The 19,730-nt window shown below is 44.7% G+C and carries 23 protein-coding genes and 1 tRNA gene; 20 read left to right on the top strand and 4 right to left on the bottom strand.

The window, feature by feature from the left end; genetic code table 11:
* Positions 1 to 44 precede the first annotated feature (44 nt).
* Both BUA17_RS13630 and BUA17_RS13625 read right to left on the bottom strand, forming a co-directional pair.
* Entirely contained in the window at positions 45 to 1,406 is a 1,362-nt protein-coding gene (locus tag BUA17_RS13630; protein WP_064641435.1) for a GntP family permease, read from the bottom strand.
* 248 nt (positions 1,407 to 1,654) lie between these two features.
* Positions 1,655 to 2,329: a GntR family transcriptional regulator gene (locus BUA17_RS13625; protein WP_072733933.1), complete on the bottom strand. Its 675-nt coding sequence runs from the start codon at positions 2,327 to 2,329 to the stop codon at positions 1,655 to 1,657.
* 783 nt (positions 2,330 to 3,112) lie between these two features.
* Between BUA17_RS13625 and rpmH the strand changes: the two genes are divergently transcribed.
* The 13 genes from rpmH (at position 3,113) to BUA17_RS13565 (ending at position 15,416) form a co-directional block, all read left to right on the top strand.
* A complete protein-coding gene (gene rpmH / locus BUA17_RS13620) occupies positions 3,113 to 3,247 on the top strand; it encodes a 50S ribosomal protein L34 (protein WP_024629517.1) in 135 nt (44 codons plus the stop codon).
* Between the two features lie 316 nt (positions 3,248 to 3,563).
* Positions 3,564 to 3,914 (top strand): ribonuclease P protein component, encoded by a 351-nt coding sequence (rnpA, locus tag BUA17_RS13615; protein ID WP_024629518.1) that lies wholly within the window; start codon positions 3,564 to 3,566, stop codon positions 3,912 to 3,914.
* Positions 3,915 to 3,988: 74 nt separating this feature from the next.
* Positions 3,989 to 4,870: a YidC/Oxa1 family membrane protein insertase gene (locus BUA17_RS13610; protein WP_072733932.1), complete on the top strand. Its 882-nt coding sequence runs from the start codon at positions 3,989 to 3,991 to the stop codon at positions 4,868 to 4,870.
* On the top strand, positions 4,867 to 5,568 hold the full coding sequence (gene jag, locus BUA17_RS13605; protein WP_063567388.1) for an RNA-binding cell elongation regulator Jag/EloR: 702 nt from the start codon (positions 4,867 to 4,869) through the stop codon (positions 5,566 to 5,568). Before BUA17_RS13610 ends, jag begins: the two co-directional genes overlap by 4 nt.
* Before the next feature lie 223 nt (positions 5,569 to 5,791).
* Positions 5,792 to 7,168: a tRNA uridine-5-carboxymethylaminomethyl(34) synthesis GTPase MnmE gene (mnmE, locus tag BUA17_RS13600; protein ID WP_063567387.1), complete on the top strand. Its 1,377-nt coding sequence runs from the start codon at positions 5,792 to 5,794 to the stop codon at positions 7,166 to 7,168.
* A gap of 224 nt (positions 7,169 to 7,392) precedes the next feature.
* Positions 7,393 to 9,282, top strand: a complete 1,890-nt coding sequence (mnmG, locus tag BUA17_RS13595; RefSeq protein ID WP_063567386.1) for a tRNA uridine-5-carboxymethylaminomethyl(34) synthesis enzyme MnmG — start codon at positions 7,393 to 7,395, stop codon at positions 9,280 to 9,282.
* Positions 9,282 to 10,004, top strand: coding sequence for a 16S rRNA (guanine(527)-N(7))-methyltransferase RsmG (rsmG, locus tag BUA17_RS13590; protein WP_063567385.1), 723 nt, complete (start codon positions 9,282 to 9,284; stop codon positions 10,002 to 10,004). Before mnmG ends, rsmG begins: the two co-directional genes overlap by 1 nt.
* A 759-nt stretch (positions 10,005 to 10,763) precedes the next feature.
* Complete coding sequence (gene noc / locus BUA17_RS13585) at positions 10,764 to 11,582, top strand: nucleoid occlusion protein (RefSeq protein ID WP_064641439.1); 819 nt, start codon at positions 10,764 to 10,766, stop codon at positions 11,580 to 11,582.
* Between the two features lie 185 nt (positions 11,583 to 11,767).
* A complete protein-coding gene (locus tag BUA17_RS13580) occupies positions 11,768 to 12,529 on the top strand; it encodes a ParA family protein (RefSeq protein WP_024629525.1) in 762 nt (253 codons plus the stop codon).
* Positions 12,522 to 13,367: a ParB/RepB/Spo0J family partition protein gene (locus tag BUA17_RS13575; RefSeq protein WP_024629526.1), complete on the top strand. Its 846-nt coding sequence runs from the start codon at positions 12,522 to 12,524 to the stop codon at positions 13,365 to 13,367. Before BUA17_RS13580 ends, BUA17_RS13575 begins: the two co-directional genes overlap by 8 nt.
* Before the next feature lie 152 nt (positions 13,368 to 13,519).
* Entirely contained in the window at positions 13,520 to 14,680 is a 1,161-nt protein-coding gene (locus BUA17_RS13570) for an aminotransferase class V-fold PLP-dependent enzyme (RefSeq protein ID WP_072733931.1), read from the top strand.
* 97 nt (positions 14,681 to 14,777) lie between these two features.
* Positions 14,778 to 14,906 carry a hypothetical protein gene (locus BUA17_RS31870; protein ID WP_269054689.1) on the top strand — a complete coding sequence of 43 codons (129 nt, stop codon included), beginning with the start codon at positions 14,778 to 14,780 and terminating at the stop codon, positions 14,904 to 14,906.
* Positions 14,907 to 14,915: 9 nt separating this feature from the next.
* Positions 14,916 to 15,416: a DUF4446 family protein gene (locus BUA17_RS13565; protein WP_063567383.1), complete on the top strand. Its 501-nt coding sequence runs from the start codon at positions 14,916 to 14,918 to the stop codon at positions 15,414 to 15,416.
* Here BUA17_RS13565 and yyaC read toward each other — a convergent pair.
* Positions 15,391 to 15,996, bottom strand: a complete 606-nt coding sequence (gene yyaC, locus BUA17_RS13560; protein ID WP_072733930.1) for a spore protease YyaC — start codon at positions 15,994 to 15,996, stop codon at positions 15,391 to 15,393. The two genes, BUA17_RS13565 and yyaC, sit on opposite strands and share 26 nt — an antisense overlap.
* A 116-nt stretch (positions 15,997 to 16,112) precedes the next feature.
* On the opposite strand from yyaC, the gene BUA17_RS13555 reads away from it, so the two are divergent.
* The 4 genes from BUA17_RS13555 (at position 16,113) to BUA17_RS13540 (ending at position 17,727) form a co-directional block, all read left to right on the top strand.
* On the top strand, positions 16,113 to 16,376 hold the full coding sequence (locus BUA17_RS13555; protein WP_170867847.1) for a putative Se/S carrier protein: 264 nt from the start codon (positions 16,113 to 16,115) through the stop codon (positions 16,374 to 16,376).
* A gap of 14 nt (positions 16,377 to 16,390) precedes the next feature.
* Positions 16,391 to 17,326, top strand: coding sequence for a mechanosensitive ion channel family protein (locus BUA17_RS13550; RefSeq protein WP_072733929.1), 936 nt, complete (start codon positions 16,391 to 16,393; stop codon positions 17,324 to 17,326).
* On the top strand, positions 17,316 to 17,525 hold the full coding sequence (locus tag BUA17_RS13545) for a DUF951 domain-containing protein (RefSeq protein WP_063567381.1): 210 nt from the start codon (positions 17,316 to 17,318) through the stop codon (positions 17,523 to 17,525). The genes BUA17_RS13550 and BUA17_RS13545 overlap by 11 nt, the downstream gene beginning before the upstream one ends.
* A gap of 111 nt (positions 17,526 to 17,636) precedes the next feature.
* Positions 17,637 to 17,727: transfer RNA gene (locus tag BUA17_RS13540), tRNA-Ser, on the top strand.
* Positions 17,728 to 18,145: 418 nt separating this feature from the next.
* Here the strand turns inward: BUA17_RS13540 and BUA17_RS13535 are convergent.
* Positions 18,146 to 18,340: a YjzC family protein gene (locus BUA17_RS13535; protein WP_063567380.1), complete on the bottom strand. Its 195-nt coding sequence runs from the start codon at positions 18,338 to 18,340 to the stop codon at positions 18,146 to 18,148.
* Positions 18,341 to 18,541: 201 nt separating this feature from the next.
* On the opposite strand from BUA17_RS13535, the gene rpsF reads away from it, so the two are divergent.
* From rpsF to rpsR, 3 genes are read left to right on the top strand one after another with little or no spacing between them, the layout of a single operon-like run.
* The gene (gene rpsF / locus BUA17_RS13530) at positions 18,542 to 18,835 is read left to right on the top strand and encodes a 30S ribosomal protein S6 (protein ID WP_024629534.1); all 294 of its coding nucleotides are present in this window, start codon (positions 18,542 to 18,544) and stop codon (positions 18,833 to 18,835) included.
* Positions 18,836 to 18,883: 48 nt separating this feature from the next.
* The gene (gene ssb, locus BUA17_RS13525) at positions 18,884 to 19,372 is read left to right on the top strand and encodes a single-stranded DNA-binding protein (RefSeq protein ID WP_063567379.1); all 489 of its coding nucleotides are present in this window, start codon (positions 18,884 to 18,886) and stop codon (positions 19,370 to 19,372) included.
* Positions 19,373 to 19,428: 56 nt separating this feature from the next.
* Entirely contained in the window at positions 19,429 to 19,701 is a 273-nt protein-coding gene (rpsR, locus tag BUA17_RS13520; protein ID WP_017691433.1) for a 30S ribosomal protein S18, read from the top strand.
* The last annotated feature ends 29 nt before the right edge of the window (positions 19,702 to 19,730 follow it).

Below are 19,730 nucleotides of genomic sequence, written 5' to 3'. Positions count from 1 at the left end.
CTAATGGTGTGGATTTATTTTCTTCTTCTATATAGGTAGTCAATTTATACGACTGTACTCAGCAGCAAAATAAAGATCAGTCCAACTACAGATAATAGTGTTTCCATAACGGTCCACGTCTTCAGCGTCTGCGAGACACTCATATTGAAGAATTCTTTGATCATCCAGAAGCCTGCGTCGTTCACATGAGAAAGTACAAGTGAACCTGCACCGGTAGCGAGTACGACAAGTTCAATATTAGCACCTGGCGTTAGTGCAAGGACCGGAGCTACAATACCAGCTGCTGTCGTCATGGCCACAGTTGCTGAACCGGTAGCAACCCGAATGAGTGCGGCTACAAGCCAGGCGAACAGGATCACGTTAATGTTGGCATGTGTGGCGACCTCAGCAATGGCATTACCTACGCCACTATTGATCAACACCTGTTTGAACGCACCGCCACCGCCAATGATGAGAATGATGGTCGCCGTAGGCGCCAGACATTCACTGGTGAAGCGGGAGATGTCATGTTTGTTGAACCCGCGTGAGAATCCGAGTGAAAAGAGGGCGAACACAACGGAGATCAGCAGAGCTATAATTTCATGGCCGATAAATTCACAGAATACGGTAAATCCGCTTGTGGCGTCAGGATCTACGATATTGGCGATGGAGCCAATGAGCATCAAAATGACCGGCAGCAAAATGGTAAACAAGGTTATGCCGAAACCGGGCAAGTTGTTACTTTTTTTCGTAGCGAATTGTTCAGCCAGCTCTGCAGGTGGTTCGGTATGTATTCTTTTACCGATAAATTTACCAAACAGAGGTCCAGCGATAATAGCAGTCGGAATACCTACAATAAGGGAATACAAGATCGTCTTACCCAAATCGGCGCTGTACGCTTCGATGGCAATCATGGGAGCCGGGTGAGGTGGAACCAGACCATGTACAGTAGAGAGACCTGCCAAAATCGGAATACCGATCTGCAGCAGCGACATATTGGTTTTACGTGCAACGGTGAAAATGATCGGAATCAGTAGAATAACGCCGACTTCGAAGAAAACTGGAATACCGACAATAAATCCAACAATCATCATCGCCCAGTGCACACGTTTCACACCGAAACGATCTACCAGTGTGGTAGCAATACGCTCGGCTCCGCCCGATTCAGCCATCATCTTACCAAGCATGGTACCAAGGCCGATGACGATGGCAATCGTTCCGAGTGTGCCGCCAAGTCCTCCCGTAATGGAAGTAATTACGTCCGCGGGTTTCATGCCTGTAAGTAATCCAAGCATTAATGCAGATATTAAAAGGGTAATGAAAGGATTCCATTTATATTTGGAGATCAACACGATCAGGAATACAATCGCAATCAATGTCCAGACCAATAACGTTGCATTATGGGATAGCCCAAAAAGAGTGCTCATGAGGTATGCTCCTTTTTTTCTGATATATAACGCTTACAACTGATCCATGATCAGGAGGAGGGAAGACACTTTACAATTCATGTAGCGCGGGCGGCTTAATCCCTCTTAATATGCCCCAAAAAATTGAAACAAATCACATTTTGTATACTTGTCGACAAGTTGAAGGGCAATCATTCACAACAGATATGATTGCGAACCCCTGCACAGATATTCCATGAAGTGATGTAATAAAATTTCATTACATGTCATTAGGAATCAAAGCTTTCGTGCAGCGTCTTGCCTGAATCCTGAAAATACGTGCGAACTCCAGATTGAATGCGTGTCTTATCACCCGATTCAAGTGCCTCAATCAGCAAGCGGTGTTTACCTATTACAGCGCTTACTTTCTGCTCGCCCTGAATAAAAACCCTGCGGGTGGTGAGCAGCATAACCGTCATGACTACATAACGAATGCTTTTCCATAGATGTAAAATACGCGAATGCTGGGCGGCTTCGATAATAGTCTCGTGAAAGGTAAGATCCTGATACGCAAATTCAACAGCATCTTGGTGACGTCCAGCCAAGTCCATTTTGTCTATCACATTGCTTAACTGGGTAATCAATTGTTCTGGTACATCCCCCGCAAGTCGCTGCTGCACAAAACTTTCAATCAGGAAACGTACGTCATATAATTCCTCGACATCTTTAATTTTCAATCCAATGACAACCACGCCCATACGCTCCAACCGAATGAGCCCTTCATTCGACAGTGTTCTTAACGCTTCACGTACAGGTGATCGACTGCTGTTAAAATCAGCGGCAATCCGATTTTCTGACAAAATTTCGCCAGGACGAAGGGTTCCGCTAATGATCCGTAGTCTTAATTCGCAGGCAATGGCTTCCCCGCGGGAAGATCCCTGAAGCCAGGATGAAGGAAACAGCATAATGGCTAACGCTCCTATTATAAGTAATCAGTTCAATACTGATCATAGCACAACTAATTTGCTGATTGAGCGTTTTACACCAATCCTTATAACGAGAATAAATGGCTGTATGCTCTGTGCGTATGCTGAATTTAGGAACGTCATATTGCTTCAAATGGATTTTTCAAAGAGCTAGAGGAATAATTATCTTCCTTATAAATGAGTTTGGATCGGTACTGTGCTTCCCATAAGTATACTTGTATACAAGATGTGATTTTTTTATCCTACACCTTTCTCGAAAACTTGTAAACCATAGAATAAAGCGGATACATTAAATTTAAAGTATGTCATTTTAAAAGCCAAAAAATATTGGTTATCTAATGGATTGCTGCTCCACTGAAGTTCTTCAGAAACGTAGGAATATTAACCAAAAGTAGAGCCAATGAAACAGTCTGTCATCGATAAATATTCCTTATCCACATGTGAATAACTTGAAATGGTAATTAAAGAAAGAATTAAGGGGGTTGAGGGGTGTGGATAACCGTAAAAACTGATTTTTGATGAATGAATCGGAACTGGGGATAACTTTTTGATCTTCTAAATGATGCTTTAAAAAGGTAGTAAACAGGAGTACGAATCCATGGCCGTTTAGGTAGGGTGGAATAGGCATTAAAAAGGAGAAAGGAGGCAAGAGGCTCGCAGTTGACTTTTCCAGGTGTTCATGGTTAAATATATAAAGGTGTTTTCTGTGAAGATGAAAGTGATTCATCACATAAGTATTTCCTTGTGAGGAGGTGCAATACATTGAGACCTACATTCAAACCGAACGTTAGCAAACGTAAAAAAGTTCATGGTTTCCGGAAAAGAATGAGCACGAGCAACGGACGTAAAGTTCTGGCTGCACGTCGCCTTAAAGGCCGTAAAGTCCTGAGTGCTTAAATGCATGTGAAGACCACCGAGGTGGTCTTTTTTTTCTTAAATAGGTCATTTCAGACTGGATGCTGGTAAAGGTCAGGTCTGAATTGGCTGCGAAAAAGCATAAGTACACATTTATGTTCAATGAATGAGATGTCCGTTTTTTCGAAAACGTTCCTTATATAAGGATGAATGTTTGCTCAGTTGAAATGACTGATCAACAATCATCCCAAATGAAGTTGCCGCCAAGACGGTTTATCGTTATTCAAGAAAGCCTATACTAAATCAGTAATTAGGCATTCGTCAATAATGTTGGTGGAAAACAGCAAGGAGAAGCGCCGTGTATAAAAGACTGCGTTTACGAAACCGGGCGGACTTTAGCCGCGTATACCGGTATGGGAAATCGTTTGCCAATCATCAGTTTGTGGTGTACGGCTGTCGTCGTAAAGATACAGAACAATTCCGAGTGGGTGTATCCTGCAGCAAGAAAATCGGAAACGCTGTCGTACGCAACCGGATGAGACGCATGATTAAGGAAATTGTACGTCATCATGAGAAAGAGATTGTCACGCAGATGGATCTGATCTTTATCGTCAGAAAAGGTGCATTGGACATGTCCTATAAGGATATGGAAAAAAGCCTGTTGCATGCGATGCGCAAGGGCTCTCTTTTGAAGTCGGGCAAGCGGTAAGCTTCGGTTTATTTGTCCTCCTAATTATGGTATGATTTACGGTGGAATGGAATGGTTAAGAGAGGGGTTATGAAGTGTCGCGATTGAAGACATCAAAGGGGAAGTGGATTCTCCTCATTGCAGTCATTGCAATGGTCACTGTACTCGCCGGATGTACTCCACAAGGAGCCGGGGTTACTACGGAAGATCTAAAAAACGGATCATTCTGGCAAGCCAATGTTATTTATTGGTTCTCACTGGCGCTCGATACATTCGCCAACTGGTTTAACGGTGAATATGGACTGGCCGTCCTTGTGATGGTGTTAATTGTACGGACGTTAATCTTGCCGCTGACAATGAAGCAGGTTCGCAGTTCCAAGGCGATGCAAGCTATTCAGCCGCAGTTGAAAGAAATTCAAGCCAAGTATAAAGATACACCTGAGAAAGTTCAGCAAGAAACAATGAAGTTGTTTCAGGAGAACAAAGTTAATCCGATGGCCGGTTGTCTGCCACTTATCATTCAGATGCCGATTTACATCGCACTTTATAACTCAATTTACGGAAACTCGAGTCTGAGAACACATGATTTCTTGTGGCTTCAACTCGGAGCGCCGGATCACCTGTTTATTTTGCCAGTGCTGGCTGCCATCACTACATTCGTTCAAACGTGGATGATGATGCGCATGAACCCTGCACAACAGGTTGGACCGATGCAATTCATGCTGTGGGTGTACCCGATATTGATCTTCGTTATGTCGTATCAGTTCCCGGCTGCATTGCCACTGTACTGGTTCTACAGTAACATCTACACGATCGTGCAAAACTATTTCCTTTACCGGAATAATGATAAAGTCGTGGCTGAGGTCAACGTGAAGCAGAGCAGCTCTTCCAAAAATGGAAATGGAGCTAAACGCAAAAACGGTGGCAAGGCAACTGTCTCTGGAAAAGGTTCGAAAGGGGCCAAAAAATCGAAATGACCAAAGTCATTGCGTCAGGAAAAACCGTTGAAGATGCTGTAAACCAAGGATTGGCTGAGCTTGGCGTGAGCCGGGACAAGGTCGAGATACAAGTGTTAGAGCAGCCGTCAAAAGGATTCCTGGGTTTGATCGGGGTTAAGGCCGCTAAAGTGGAAGTGAAACTTCTGCCTGTGCCTGAACCTGTTTTACAACCGATCAAGCCGGCCGCACATATACCTCAGGTTGAAGCAACACTTGAGGGTGTGGCTGCTAAAAATCCCTATGAGGAAGCGGCTGCTTTCTTAAAAGAAGTGGCAGCAGGTATGGGACTGGATGTTGAAGTGCATATCAAAAAACAGCGTGATGGACATATCTTCAATATTGCCGGTGAAGACCTGGGCATGATTATTGGCAGACGTGGACAGACGCTGGATGCCCTTCAATATTTGACGAACATTGTAGCAAATCGTTATTCGGAAAGCTTCGTTCGCATCGTACTCGATGCAGAGAATTTCCGTCAACGTCGACGCAAGACGCTGGAGGATCTGGCTGAACGTCTGGCTGGACAGGCGATTCGCACTGGCAAGGAAGTTGTGCTGGAGCCAATGCCGCCACTCGAACGCAAAGTCATTCATGCGAAATTGCAAAATCACTCGCAGATTAAGACATACAGCAAGGGCGAGGAGCCCAATCGGCGCGTAGTCATTACGACGAAATAACACGAAATTGAAGACGCAATGGCTTCCTGCCCGGTGCAGAAGCCATTGCTTTTTTCGTACAGAAGTACTTTTCCAAAACGGAAGAGCGATTTCATTAAGAGCCATATCAAGATATGAATAATGCGAAAAGAAGCGTTTTGCAACTGAACAACTGAACTATATATTGAAATTAATATGGCGTCCCGAGGGGCGCAATTTTAAAATAGAGCAAGGAGAGATAACGATGATTAGTGATACGATTACAGCGATATCAACAGCGGTCGGAGAAGCGGGTATCGCTGTAATCCGGGTGAGCGGCCCGGATGCGGTGTCGGAGACGGAGAAGATTTTTCGCAGCAAAACCCCACTAACACAGGCAGCATCCCACACGGTTCATTACGGTCATATTATAGATCCGGGGACTGGTGAGAAGATCGAGGAAGTATTGGTTACGGTGATGCGTGCGCCACGTTCTTTCACAACAGAGGATGTCGTGGAGATTAGCGCTCATGGCGGAGTGGTTTCGGTTAAGCGCGTAATGGATCTGTTGTTGCAGCTCGATATTCGTCTCGCTGAACCCGGCGAGTTCACAAAGCGTGCTTTTCTCAATGGACGGATTGATCTATCCCAGGCGGAAGGGGTTATGGATCTCATTCGTTCCAAATCCGATCGGGCGTTCTCCGTTGCACTCAAGCAAGTAGAGGGCAAATTGTCGTCCAAGCTGCGCGAACTAAGATACACGCTGGTGGAGACACTTGCTCACATCGAAGTAAATATCGATTATCCTGAGCATGATGTAGAGTCACTAACCTCTGAATTTATTAAAGAAAAATCCAGTCAGGTGATGACTGAAATCGATAAATTGCTGGTAACAGCAGAGCAAGGAAAGATACTGCGTGAAGGAATCACAACAGCTATCGTAGGCCGGCCAAACGTAGGGAAATCTTCATTGCTCAATACGTTGGCCCAGGACAACCGGGCAATTGTAACGGACATACCAGGTACAACGCGTGACGTCATTGAGGAGTTTGTTACGATTAACAATATACCGCTCAAGCTGCTCGATACGGCAGGTATTCGGGAAACGATGGATGTCGTGGAAAGAATCGGGGTGGAGCGTTCTCGCTCTGCTGTGAATGAGGCGGATCTGTTATTGATGGTTATCAATGCTGCGGAGCCACTACATCAGGACGAGATTGAATTATTGGAACAAATCCGCGGTAGACAATCAATTATTATTATGAATAAAATGGACTTAGCGCCGCAGGCGGACCGCGAAGTGCTGCTTCGTTATATCCCTGAGGAACGGCTTGTTCCGATGTCGGTGAAAGATGATCTGGGCGTGGACCGATTGGAAGATGCCATCTCGACGTTGTTCTTCAGTGGCAAGCTGGAATCGGCCGACCTGACCTATGTCAGCAATGTGCGTCATATTGCTTTGCTCAAAAAAGCGAAGCAGTCGCTCATTGATGCCTATGAAGCAGCAGAGCAGCTGATTCCTATTGATATGATCCAGATTGATGTTCGTCTGGCATGGGAGCAACTGGGTGAGATCGTGGGCGATACAGCGCATGATGCGTTGATTGATCAAATTTTCTCTCAATTCTGCCTCGGAAAATAACACCTGACAAACATACCGGCTCTGAAAAGTAGTATGATAATAAAGTCCATCTGTGGGTGGTCAAAGAATCCGCGAATATGTCTGAAGTACCTATAGACTTGATGGCTTAATATAGATCGAAATGCATTCCGTAGAGTGCGGAGCGTGTTTCATTATGATTTTTACAGAAAATAGATCGTTTGCATGAATTTAGGCGTGCAGCGGCAAAAAGGAGGTAAACTGGAATGGCTTTTGATGGCGGCAGTTATGATGTAATCGTCGTTGGGGCAGGACATGCTGGTGTGGAATCGGCACTGGCTGCAGCCCGTATGGGTTCGAAAACACTGATGATTACCATCAATCTGGATATGGTGGCTTTCATGCCTTGTAACCCATCTATTGGGGGACCGGCAAAAGGACATGTGGTACGTGAGATTGATGCACTTGGTGGAGAGATGGGACGGAACATCGATAAGACCTTTATTCAGATGCGAATGCTCAACACAGGTAAAGGACCTGCTGTGCATGCGCTTCGTGCTCAGGCCGATAAGTTCTCTTATCAGCATACGATGAAAGAAACGATGGAGAATGAACGCAACCTGACGATGCGTCAAGGTATGGTTGATCGCCTGATCGTTGAAGACGGACAGTGTGTAGGTGTGGTTACTCAGACGGGTACAGAGTACCGGGCCAAAGCTGTTGTTTTGACAACAGGTACGTATCTGCGCGGTAAAGTAATTATGGGTGAGTTGATGTACGAGAGTGGCCCGAATAATCAACAGCCTTCCCTTAAGTTATCCGAACATCTGCGTGAGCTTGGTTTTGACCTGGTTCGTTTTAAAACAGGTACACCACCGCGTGTGCATAAGGATACGATTGATTTTAGCAAAACGGAAATTCAGCCAGGTGATGATAAACCGAAGTTCTTTTCTTATGAAACGGAATCTTCCGATAATGAGCAGCTGCCTTGCTGGTTGACGTATACGTCTGTGGAAACACACCAGATTATTAACGATAATCTCCACCGTGCACCTATGTTCTCAGGCGTTATTGAAGGTACCGGACCGCGTTATTGCCCTTCGATCGAGGATAAAATTGTGCGTTTCAGCGACAAGCCGAAGCATCAGATTTTCCTGGAGCCAGAAGGCAAAAACACATCGGAATACTATGTACAAGGTCTATCTACCAGTCTGCCAGAAGATGTTCAATTGGCGGTCCTTCGCTCAATTCCGGGCATGGAAAAAGTAGAAATGATGCGTAACGGCTACGCTATTGAATATGATGCGATGGTGCCTACACAACTGTGGCCTTCACTTGAAACGAAACGTCTGCCAGGTCTGTTCACAGCAGGGCAGATTAATGGTACCTCCGGGTACGAAGAAGCGGCAGGACAAGGCGTAATGGCCGGTATCAACGCTGCACGTAAAGTACAGGATAAAGAGCCTGTCGTACTGGATCGCTCCCAAGGGTACATTGGTGTACTGATTGATGATCTCGTAACAAAAGGTACGAATGAACCTTATCGTCTGCTGACTTCCCGTGCAGAATACCGTTTGTTGCTTCGTCATGATAATGCCGATATGCGTTTGACGGAAATTGGCCACGATATTGGGTTGATTCCCGATGAGCGTTACGCTAAATTCCTGGACAAAAAGGCAAAAGTTGAACAGGAAGTGGCTCGTTTGAAGGCAGCTAAAGTTCGCCCTGTCGAAGTAAATTCGAAGCTGGAAGAGATCGGTTCCACACCGATTCAGGATGGCAGCACACTTCTTACATTGATGCGCCGCCCAGAGATCGGGTATGACTGGATTGAGCAGATCTCACCTTCTGAGGTGGAACTGACTGCTGACATGAAAGAGCAAGTAGAAATTCAAATTAAATATGCGGGTTATATTGAGAAACAATTGATCCACGTGGAACGTTTGCAAAAAATGGAGAAGAAAAAAATTCCGGACACGATTATATATGACGAAATTCATGGCCTTGCTATGGAAGCAAAGCAGAAGCTCGCTAAGATTCGTCCAATCTCGATAGGACAGGCGTCCCGTATTGCCGGGGTTACTCCTGCGGATATCTCCATTCTGCTGGTTTACCTGGAGCATTATAACCGTGTAACCGCAGCAAGGGGACAATAATGGACGATATTCAACAGCAGCTACAACGGCGCCTGAAGAAACATGGACTGGAGCTAGATGAACGCCAGTTGGAGCAATTCGAGTTGTATTTTCAGGAGCTGGTAGCTTGGAATGAAAAGATGAATTTAACCGGGATCACCGAACGTGAACAAGTATATACAAAGCATTTCTATGATTCGGTATCGCTGGCGTTTTATACAGATATGTCTAAGGTAAACAAACTCGCAGATATTGGTTCAGGGGCAGGTTTTCCAGGACTACCTCTTAAAATTTGTTTCCCGCATATTAAGCTGACGATCATTGACTCGCTAAATAAACGTATTGGCTTTCTGCAGCATCTTGTAGATACGCTCGGCTTGACCGATGTAGAATTGATTCATGGTCGTGCGGAGGAACTTGGACGCAAAGAAGGATATCGTGACAGCTATGACCTTGTTACTGCGCGTGCAGTTGCTAAGCTAGCAGTGCTTAACGAATTCTGTCTGCCATTTGTTCGCAAAAGTGGATTATTCGCTGCAATGAAGGGTGGAGACCCGCGCGAAGAAATGAAGGAAGCTGAATTCAGCTTTAATCAGCTGAAAGGACGGGTAAAAGCAGTTCATCCGTTCCAGCTACCGGTTGAAGAGTCGGCACGTCATATCATTCTGATTCAGAAGTTTGATAAGACACCTTTTAAATATCCACGTAAACCAGGGACACCATTAAAAACACCTTTGGTATAGTTCTTGGCGCAACATCGTATGTATTAAAAAGGTAAGATGATCATTCTTCGTTTATTTAATGGAGAACTTTGAATAAGAGTAAAGAGGATGTTTCACGTGAAACATCCTCTTTTTGTTTTTTTGATTTTTTATCTAGGTATAGATAACATCCGCATTACGATTACATTGAGCAGAGAAAAGTGAAATCGATAATATTTATTTTGAAATAGAAGTTTTCTTGATGAATAACTATTGATCTTGTTCAAGCTATTCTTGGATGATGGTCATTGACCTATGGATAGAGGAAGGACATTGGCAATAGTAGTAGCTATAGAATAGGGAGATACGTAAGAAAGAGGTTTTCCTGCCACCGAGTTATTCTTTTGAAAAACCATTTTCACATGGTATCAAATGAGTACATAATGTAGCTACTATGAGCAGGTCCTGTCTACATAGATTCTCTATATCTTATTGTGTACAAGCAGTCATATAGCTAATGTTCATGAAGAAAAAGCAGGAAAATTAGGAGAGTTTAAAGAATAGGTAAACATAGGATTATGGAAGAAAAGATGATAGAATAGAAGTATCCGGTCCTGGATTACAGAGATCATAGATTATATGTATAGATAGATTTTTTGAGCATTAATGTATAGGTTACAGAAAGCGTCATGGAAGGCAAAACTTATTCGAAGAACGACAGCATTTGAACAGGTCGCATATTGAATAAGAAGCACCTGCACCTTGCGGGAGCTATTACGAAACTAGGTGGTAATATACGGAATGAAAGAACAATTTTCGAAGTTGTTTGGTTTGGCGGAGCGCAATAACGGAGATGAGATTAAACAAATTCCGGTCAATGAAATTGTGAGTAGCCCATATCAACCCCGTACTATTTTTGATGATGATAAAATTGATGAGTTGTTGCAGACGATCAAGACACATGGAGTTATACAACCGATTGTCGTCCGCGTACGAAATGGATCATATGAGATTATCGCCGGGGAACGTCGCTGGCGTGCAGTTCGAAAACTTGGTTTGGATCATATCCCGGCCATTGTACGTGAATTCAACGACTCTCAGGCAGCGTCCATCGCATTGATCGAGAACTTGCAGCGTGAGGGACTCACTTCCATTGAAGAGGCTGTTGCTTATCAGAAATTGATTGACCTGCACCAACTTACACAGGAAAGTCTTGCGCAGCGATTAGGCAAAAGCCAGTCGACGATCGCCAACAAAATCCGGTTGCTACAGCTTCCAGATGGCATTAAGACAGCGCTGATGGAACGTAAGATTTCGGAGCGTCATGCCAGAGCTTTGCTTTCATTGGATACGGAAGAGTTGCAAATGAAATTGCTCGGCGAAATTATTGATAAAGAGTTGAATGTAAAACAAACGGAAGCGCGGGTTGCCTTTTACAAGGAATCCTCGAAGATCAAAAAATCCAAACGTGTCTCATTCACCAAGGACGTTAGACTTGCACTTAATACGATTCGTCAATCCATTGATATGGTATCGGGCTCCGGTCTAGACATCAAAACCAAGGAAGCGGACCATGAGGACCATTACGAGATCGTTATCCATATCCCGAAACGCAAATAATTGAAGCTTAAGGCGGCAATGGGCCGCTTTTTCTGTCTATAAAGTTGAGAGTGGCATGAACAGCGTAGAATAGCACCATGAAGAAACGGTAGTTGATGTTTGTGTGGATAATAGCCACCTGCTTTTTGTTAACTGTAGCTCACAACCTACAAGAAAAGACTCCTATTTTATTTGAGGTGAAGTAATTGTCTAAGATTATGGCCGTAGCAAATCAAAAGGGCGGTGTGGGGAAAACGACGACATCTGTTAACTTGGGTGCAGGACTGGCTTCGCTCGGGAAAAGGGTATTGCTTGTCGATATTGACCCCCAGGGGAATACAACCAGTGGAGTCGGAATCAACAAAGCAGATGTGGCCAATTGTATATATGATGTCATCATTAATGAAGTTCCCCCTCAGGAAGCGATTGTGGAAACTCAGATTGAAGGCCTTCATATCATACCTGCAACGATTCAGCTTGCCGGAGCCGAAATTGAACTGGTATCCACGATATCACGGGAAGTTCGCCTGAAAAAATCACTCGCCATGGTGAAAAAAAACTATGATTACATACTGATCGATTGTCCACCTTCTCTAGGCATGTTAACGATCAACTCGTTGACAGCTTCAGATTCGGTGATTATTCCGATTCAGTGTGAGTATTATGCGCTCGAAGGGTTGAGCCAATTGCTCAACACGGTACGTTTGGTGCAGAAACATCTGAATACATCCCTGCAGATTGAAGGGGTATTGCTGACGATGTTCGACGCTCGTACGAATCTGGGCATTCAAGTGATTGAAGAAGTGAAGAAGTATTTTCAACAAAAGGTGTATCAGACCATTATTCCGCGCAATGTGCGGCTTAGTGAGGCACCTTCTCATGGTCAGTCTATCATTACGTATGATCCTCGATCCCGAGGGGCTGAAGTTTATTTAGAGCTCGCAAAGGAAGTGATTTCTTATGAGTAAGCGGCTTGGAAAAGGTCTTGATGCCCTCATTCCTTCGCTTTCAATTAATGACGATGATAAAGTCGTAGAAATCCCGATTAGTCAACTGCGGGCAAACCCTTACCAACCTCGTAAAGTATTTGATGAGGATGCGATACATGAACTCGCTGAATCAATCCGTCAACATGGTGTTATACAACCTATTATTGTAAGACCTGTTTTGAGAGGTTATGAGATCATTGCTGGTGAACGTCGTTTCAGAGCTTCCCAATATTGCGGTAATGCCACTGTGCCTGCCGTAGTTCGTAATTTCAGTGATCAGCAGGTTATGGAGATTGCTTTAATCGAGAACTTGCAGCGGGAAAATCTGAATGCGATGGAAGTTGCAGTTGCTTATCAGGGGTTGATGGACCAGTTTGGATTAACCCAAGAAGAGCTCTCCGTAAAAGTGGGTAAGTCACGTTCTCACATCGCTAACTTCCTACGTTTGTTATCATTGCCGGAAGAAGTGAAGGATCATGTTTCACGTGGAACATTGTCAATGGGGCATGCACGTGCTATCGTCGGTGTTAAGGATGAAAGCCTTGTGAAGCAGCTGGCAAAACAAACTATTGATCAGCAGTGGAGTGTACGTGAACTGGAAGAGGCTGTTCAACAATTGGATCGTTCCAAAACGGGTGAAGCGAAAGCCAAATCCAAGTTGAAGAAAAAAGATCCATTTATTGATACATTGGAAGAGTCTTTACGTGAACGGTTCAAAACAACGGTGAAAATTAAGCATAACAAAGATAAAGGCAAAATTGAGCTCAACTACTACAGCAAACAAGATTTGGAGCGACTGTTGGAACTGTTGCAATAATAGTCGTAATTCCATGATCGATGAACAACATGCGGGGCTTTTTCATGTGATGACATATCGCCTCTGTACCATGGAGAAACGATATGTCATTGTTTGTTTATAGGGATTTCATCCAAACAGAACGATCAATTAGGGACAGAGGTGGTCATGAGGTGGAGGGAGTTATCTATCTGGATCATGCAGCGACATCTTGGCCTAAGCCACCTGCTGTCGGGGAAGCCATGATGCAGGCTCTGGATGTGGCAGGGGCCAACCCAGGCAGAGGAAGTCATCGGATGGCTGTACAGGCGAGCCGAGTTGTATTTGGTGCCAGAAAAGCGTTATCCACTCTTTTGGGTGTTCGTAATGCCAATGATATTGCACTGGGTTCTAATACCACAGAAGCTTTGAATCTAGCTATTCAAGGGTGGTTAAGAGAAGGCGATCACGCCATTGCTACGATGGCTGAACATAATTCAGTAAGACGGCCCTTGGAGTACATGCGCAGATCTCGTAATGTAGAGGTTGATTATGTGCCTGTTAATGCAGCCGGGGAGATCGATCTGGTCGAATTCGCACGCTTGTTTCGTTCCAATACAAGATTGGTTGTCTGCACGCATAGTTCGAACCTGCTGGGGAGTATTCTGCCCATTGGTGAAATTGCACTGATGTGTCAAAAACACCAGGTGGCTTTGCTTGTTGACGCTGCTCAAAGTGCTGGAATTATCCCTGTGGATGTGAAGCAGCTTGGCATCGATATGCTTGCCTTTCCCGGGCATAAAGGACTGTTGGGACCGCAGGGAACGGGTGGGCTGTACATTGCTCCTGAGCTGGATGTGCAACCATTGCTTCACGGAGGGACAGGAAGCCAATCCGAGGCGATTGAGCAGCCACTTGTTCGTCCTGATCGCTATGAGGCAGGTACGCCGAATACCGTGGGTATAGCAGGTCTAGCAGCCGGAGTGCAGCATGTGCTTGAACTGACGCCTGAATTCATATACAAACAGGAGTGGGATTTGACTCAGCATATGATGGATGGGTTATCATCAGTACAGGGGATTCGAATGCTTGGTCCTGAAATTGGACAGCCGCGCACCGGATTGTTATCCTTTACTGTTGAAGGATATGATTCGGCCCAACTCGCTTTTCAATTAGACCGAAATTATGGCATCGCTGTGCGTTCAGGTTTTCATTGCACACCACTTGCCCATGATTCGGCTGGCACAACGGCAAGTGGGGCTGTCAGAGCGAGCGTGGGATATAGTACATCAAGAGAAGATGTCGATGCGTTGATCGAAGCAGTTATCGAATTAACAGCATCCAAATCTGTATGAAGCAACCCTAATGAAATGTGAATTTCAATCGCTTGAATAAGCAAAAAGCAAAAGAGGCAAGAAGCCAAAACGAGTGATTAACCGTAGGGGTTATCTGGTGAATAATAAGGGTAAGCTTGAGGGTTATATTAGTGCGTTGGATGGCTTTTCTTGGCTGAATGGATCGATGATGTGGAGTACGTTTGAAGCTACAAACGTTAACCTGAACAAACCAACAGAGGGGTAGTTGCACTACATGGCTGAATTAAATGAGCTGATTCTGGAACAGCTGATATGGATTATTGGCGGCATGGCATTACTTTTGGTGATTTTGCTTATCATAAGTATTGCTCAAGGCGCAAAGCTACGGAAGTTTAAACGGAAATATGAGGCCATGATGGCTGGCAGTGGAGTCGAAGATCTGGAGTCGCTGTTAATCAATCTGAAAATTCAGATGGACAGCATTGAGGATGAGCATACACTGCAAACGGATCAGTTAAAGACTGTCATGCAGAAGCTGACCCGCATCCAGGGTAAAGTGGGCGTGAAACGGTACAACGCTTATGGGGAGCTTGGCAGTGATCTGAGTTTCTCCATGGCGATGGTTAACGATAGCCAGGACGGTATGGTACTGACTGGTATCTATAATCGAGACGGTTCCTATGTATATGCTAAACCTCTTAAAGGGGGAGAGTCCACGTATACTCTTTCCCCTGAGGAAAAGGAAGCCATTACTCTGGCACAGCAAGCAGAGTAGAACGGGTATGCCATTCGCGAATGGCGGAGTAGAGACTGCTGGATATAATCTCGGACATGCGCATGACGAGACTGAGACGTGTGTTCTGCAAAACAAAGTATTCCATAAAGCCGCCGACGTTAACGATACCTGTAAGATGGATATCGCCGACCGGCGGTAATTCTTTATTTACACCCGCTCCTGGTTTGAGCGGTCCATTCACGACCTGGATACATCCAACACTCGAAGACTGTCCGAGACAGGCATCAATACCGATCACATAAGGGTTGTGATGTGTTGTGTGTATTTTGTGAAGGGTGTCCTGCAGGTTCATTGCATGTACGGGTTCATCCAATGTGCCATAGAGATGGAATAGAGGGCTGTCCCACTTGGCAAGTGACGAGCCGACGAGCGGGCCAAGGCAGTCCCCAGTAGAGCGATCTGTACCGATACAGACGACAACTACATTTTGCAAAGAATGGGCTTTATAGAGATGAAACATTAAACGATGAATGATGGCTGAGTGAATGCCTGGATCTGTATGTGGGATTTTCAAACTGGCCATGTCTTGAGCTGAGAAGGAATGCGAAATGGGATTCATAGGATCTATCCTTTCCCTTGGAATAGTAGTAACAGTATATGGAAGGATAGAACGTTTTATACTTCGTGGGGACAAGCTTTTTCAAAGGAATGAATGTATCACGAAAGGAGCCGGACATGGACGAGTGGATTGATGATTGGATGCTGATTGCTTTTGATTCCACCCAGCAGGCGCTGCGGGCAGAAATGCTGCTGGAGTTTGCCGAGATTGAGATCGACTTATTTCCTACACCAAAAGAGATCACAGCGGGCTGTGCTCTATGTATTCAGTTTCCAAAAGAAGATCTGGAGAGAGTGAGACAAATCATTCGTAACGAATTTGTGGAGATCCGTGGCCTCTATTTCAAAACCGCTGACAGCTATGATAACATACCCATGTAGAGGAGGTTTGATCTATGTTGCCTTTTAAGTTTGCTGAGACCTCGCCTGATCCAGGGAGGACTATAAAGGGAGCCATTCGCTGGACAGACCAATTATGGGATAAAGTCGCTGATGCAGATATGTGGTTTAATATTCTGTTCAGCTCAATCCGCATCGTTATTATTTTCATTATTACGCGTATTGTGATTAAGATTGTATCACGTATTATAGATCGCACGATGGCACGTAAGCAGGAAGGTAAGATTCGCGTCAATCCGCGGAGATTTATAACGGTGGGAGAGTTGATGAAAAATGCGACCTCCATAACATGTAATTTCATTATGATTCTGTTACTGTTATCTGAGATCAACGTGAAAGTTGGACCATTGTTAGCGAGTGCGGGAGTACTTGGACTGGCTATCGGTTTTGGTGCCCAAGGATTGGTGAAGGATGTTATTACGGGTTTCTTCATTATATTGGAGGATCAATTCGCGGTGGGCGATGTTATTCAAACAGGTACCTATAAAGGAACGGTTGAGGTCATTGGCCTGAGAACAACCAAGCTGGTTAGCTGGCAGGGTGAGGTGCACATCATTCCAAATGGTACGATTGCAAGTGTAACTAATTACTCGATGTCTAATTCCCTTGCAGTTGTGGACATTCCCATGAAGGGTGAACAGACCCTGGACGAGTCAGTGCACTTGGTGAAACGAGCTTTGACTGGGATTGAGGATCGAGATCTGAACATCGTTAAAGTACCTGACGTGCTTGGTATCCAGTCGATGTCTACCTCGGAATATGTGGTTCGCATTGTTGCTGAGTGCTTGCCGAACTCCAGGGCATCTGTAGAGCGTCAAATTCAGAGTGATGTGAAGAAAACACTGGAGTATCATGAGATGAGCAATCAGGCAGCATTAGAGCAAGCAGCAGCTCAGGAGAAGGATGAGGGGGATGGCATAGGTGGAGCGTAAAAGTTTCCAGCTTGGAGACATTGTGCAGATGAAGAAGCAGCATCCATGTGGCAGCAATGAGATGGAGATTATTCGGATGGGCATGGATATTCGCATCAAGTGTGTAGGATGTAAACACAGCGTATTAATTCCCAGAGCGAAATTCGAGAAAAACATGAAAAAGGTACTTCGTTCGACAGAGGATTCGTCTGAATCCTAATGAAAAATTGGTTAATGTTTACTCTTTTCGCACTCCATAATAACGTTTACATGTAGGCATAGCTTAAGTATTGCGTTCTGTAAATGATCATGCTATAATCATTATTGCTGCGGAAAGGTACCCAAGAGGCCCAAGGGGGCTGACTCGAAATCAGTTAGGCGTGTCACAGCGTGCGTGGGTTCGAATCCCACCCTTTCCGCCACTAATAGATATTGCTTTGTAATTGTAATTGAAAAACTTACTCAACGTGTGTTGAGTTCTATACATGCAAGAAGACCTTCCAGCTGGAAGGTCTTCTTATTTTTATTGTTGTCTAATAACTCTTCTTAATTGAAAAAACAAAGAGCCCCTAAGGGCTCTTCATTCGGCGATGCATTCGGTTTGTTAGGAAACAATCGGTCGTAACGATCAGAAACTTGGTGTACTGCAAGTAGCAATACTCGTGCTTCAGACAAAGGCCTTACACACAACCATCTTGCTTCTTAAATTACGTGATGAATCTCCAACAGTGAATGTTCGGCTTCGTTGTCCAACGGAACCACACCTCTCTCGTGCATCGCCTGATTGTATTATGTGCATTAGTACGTTTTATATACAGCAGTCTGAAAAAATCTTTACGCTTAGTGGACGCGGGCTTTGGTAAGCTTTTTCCACTTGCGATTCTGATTGCTTGTTTCAGGGAAAGCTTCACCCTTTTGGAGGGTTATCCGTTTCGGATTGTTAATCTCCGTATGAAAGCTCTTCTCACCAACCTCGGTGTACTCACCATCGTTTGGAGCTTTGTCTCCTGGTTCAAACTCGGTTCTTTCACCCATGATAAAACCTCCTCGGCGTAATGGATTCCAATGTTGCTTCTGTAGTGTGCTCCATTGGAGTTATGATCATGTGTTTTAAGAAGAGGGAACGTTTGCTTGCATTGAGACATCATATTTGTTATATTAATATAGTTCGAGTTTGTGCTCGTTCCTTGCTCTCAACATAGATTGAGGGCCAGAGTCCATAAGGAGGTGAAAATTATGCGCAAATATGAAGTGATGTACATTATTCGTCCTGATGTTGAGCAAGAAGTTGTTCAAGCTACAGTCGATAAATTCCAAGGCATCATCTCCAACGGCGGTGGTGAAGTTACAGCTCACGACGTTATGGGTAAACGCCGTCTTGCGTATGAGATCAAGAAATTCCGTGATGGTGTTTATGTTTTGGTACACTTCACTGCTGAACCAGCAGTAGTTACTGAACTTGAGCGTCTCATGAAGATTTCTGACGAAGTAATTCGTTATCTCATTACAAACGACGTTAAGTCTGCTTAAGACAACTCGTGATCAATGCACCAATACGCTCTGAAGGAGGGGATTACATTGTTGAACCGTGTCATTCTGATCGGCCGGTTAACCCGGGATCCTGAGTTGCGTTATACTCCAGCTGGAGTAGCAGTTACGCAATTTACTTTGGCAGTGGACAGACCGTTTACAAGCCAAGGTGGAGAAAAGGAAGCGGATTTCATTCCGGTCGTAACCTGGAGACAGCTTGCTGAGACTTGTGCAAACTATTTGCGCAAAGGACGCCTAGCTGCAGTCGAAGGACGCATTCAAGTACGGAATTACGAGAATAACGAAGGAAAACGTGTATACGTGACCGAAGTCATTGCCGATAACGTCCGTTTCTTGGAGTCAGCTAACCGTGATAATAACGGTGGCGGCGGTGGTGGTCAACCGATGCGTGAAGAGCCTTCTTACGGAGGCGGCGGGCGCGCGAACAATAACAATAATTCGCGTAGCAACAATCAGGATCCTTTTTCCGATGACGGAAAACCGATTGATATATCGGATGATGATTTGCCATTTTAACGTGAGCCGATACTCTAATGAGATATGGGTTACATGATAGGAAAGGACTGAAAAGCATGGGCTTCAAGCAAAGAGAAGGCGGAGACAACGATAAAAGACCGGCACGTCGTGGCGGCCGTAATAAACGTCGTAAAGTGTGCTTCTTCACAGCTAACAAAATTACTCACATCGATTATAAAGATACGGACTTGCTTCGTAAATTTATCAGCGAGCGCGGAAAAATTTTGCCACGCCGTGTAACAGGTACTAGCGCTAAATATCAACGCATGCTGACGATTGCCATCAAACGCTCCCGTCAAATCGCATTGCTACCATACACAACTGAGTAGTCTTACTCAGCATGGATACAAAGCAGTCG

This window comes from Paenibacillus sp. ov031, assembly GCF_900143165.1.
Classification (GTDB): domain Bacteria; phylum Bacillota; class Bacilli; order Paenibacillales; family Paenibacillaceae; genus Paenibacillus; species Paenibacillus marchantiae.
Note: the sequence above shows the minus strand (reverse complement) of the source record. Positions and strands in the feature narration are given on the sequence as shown.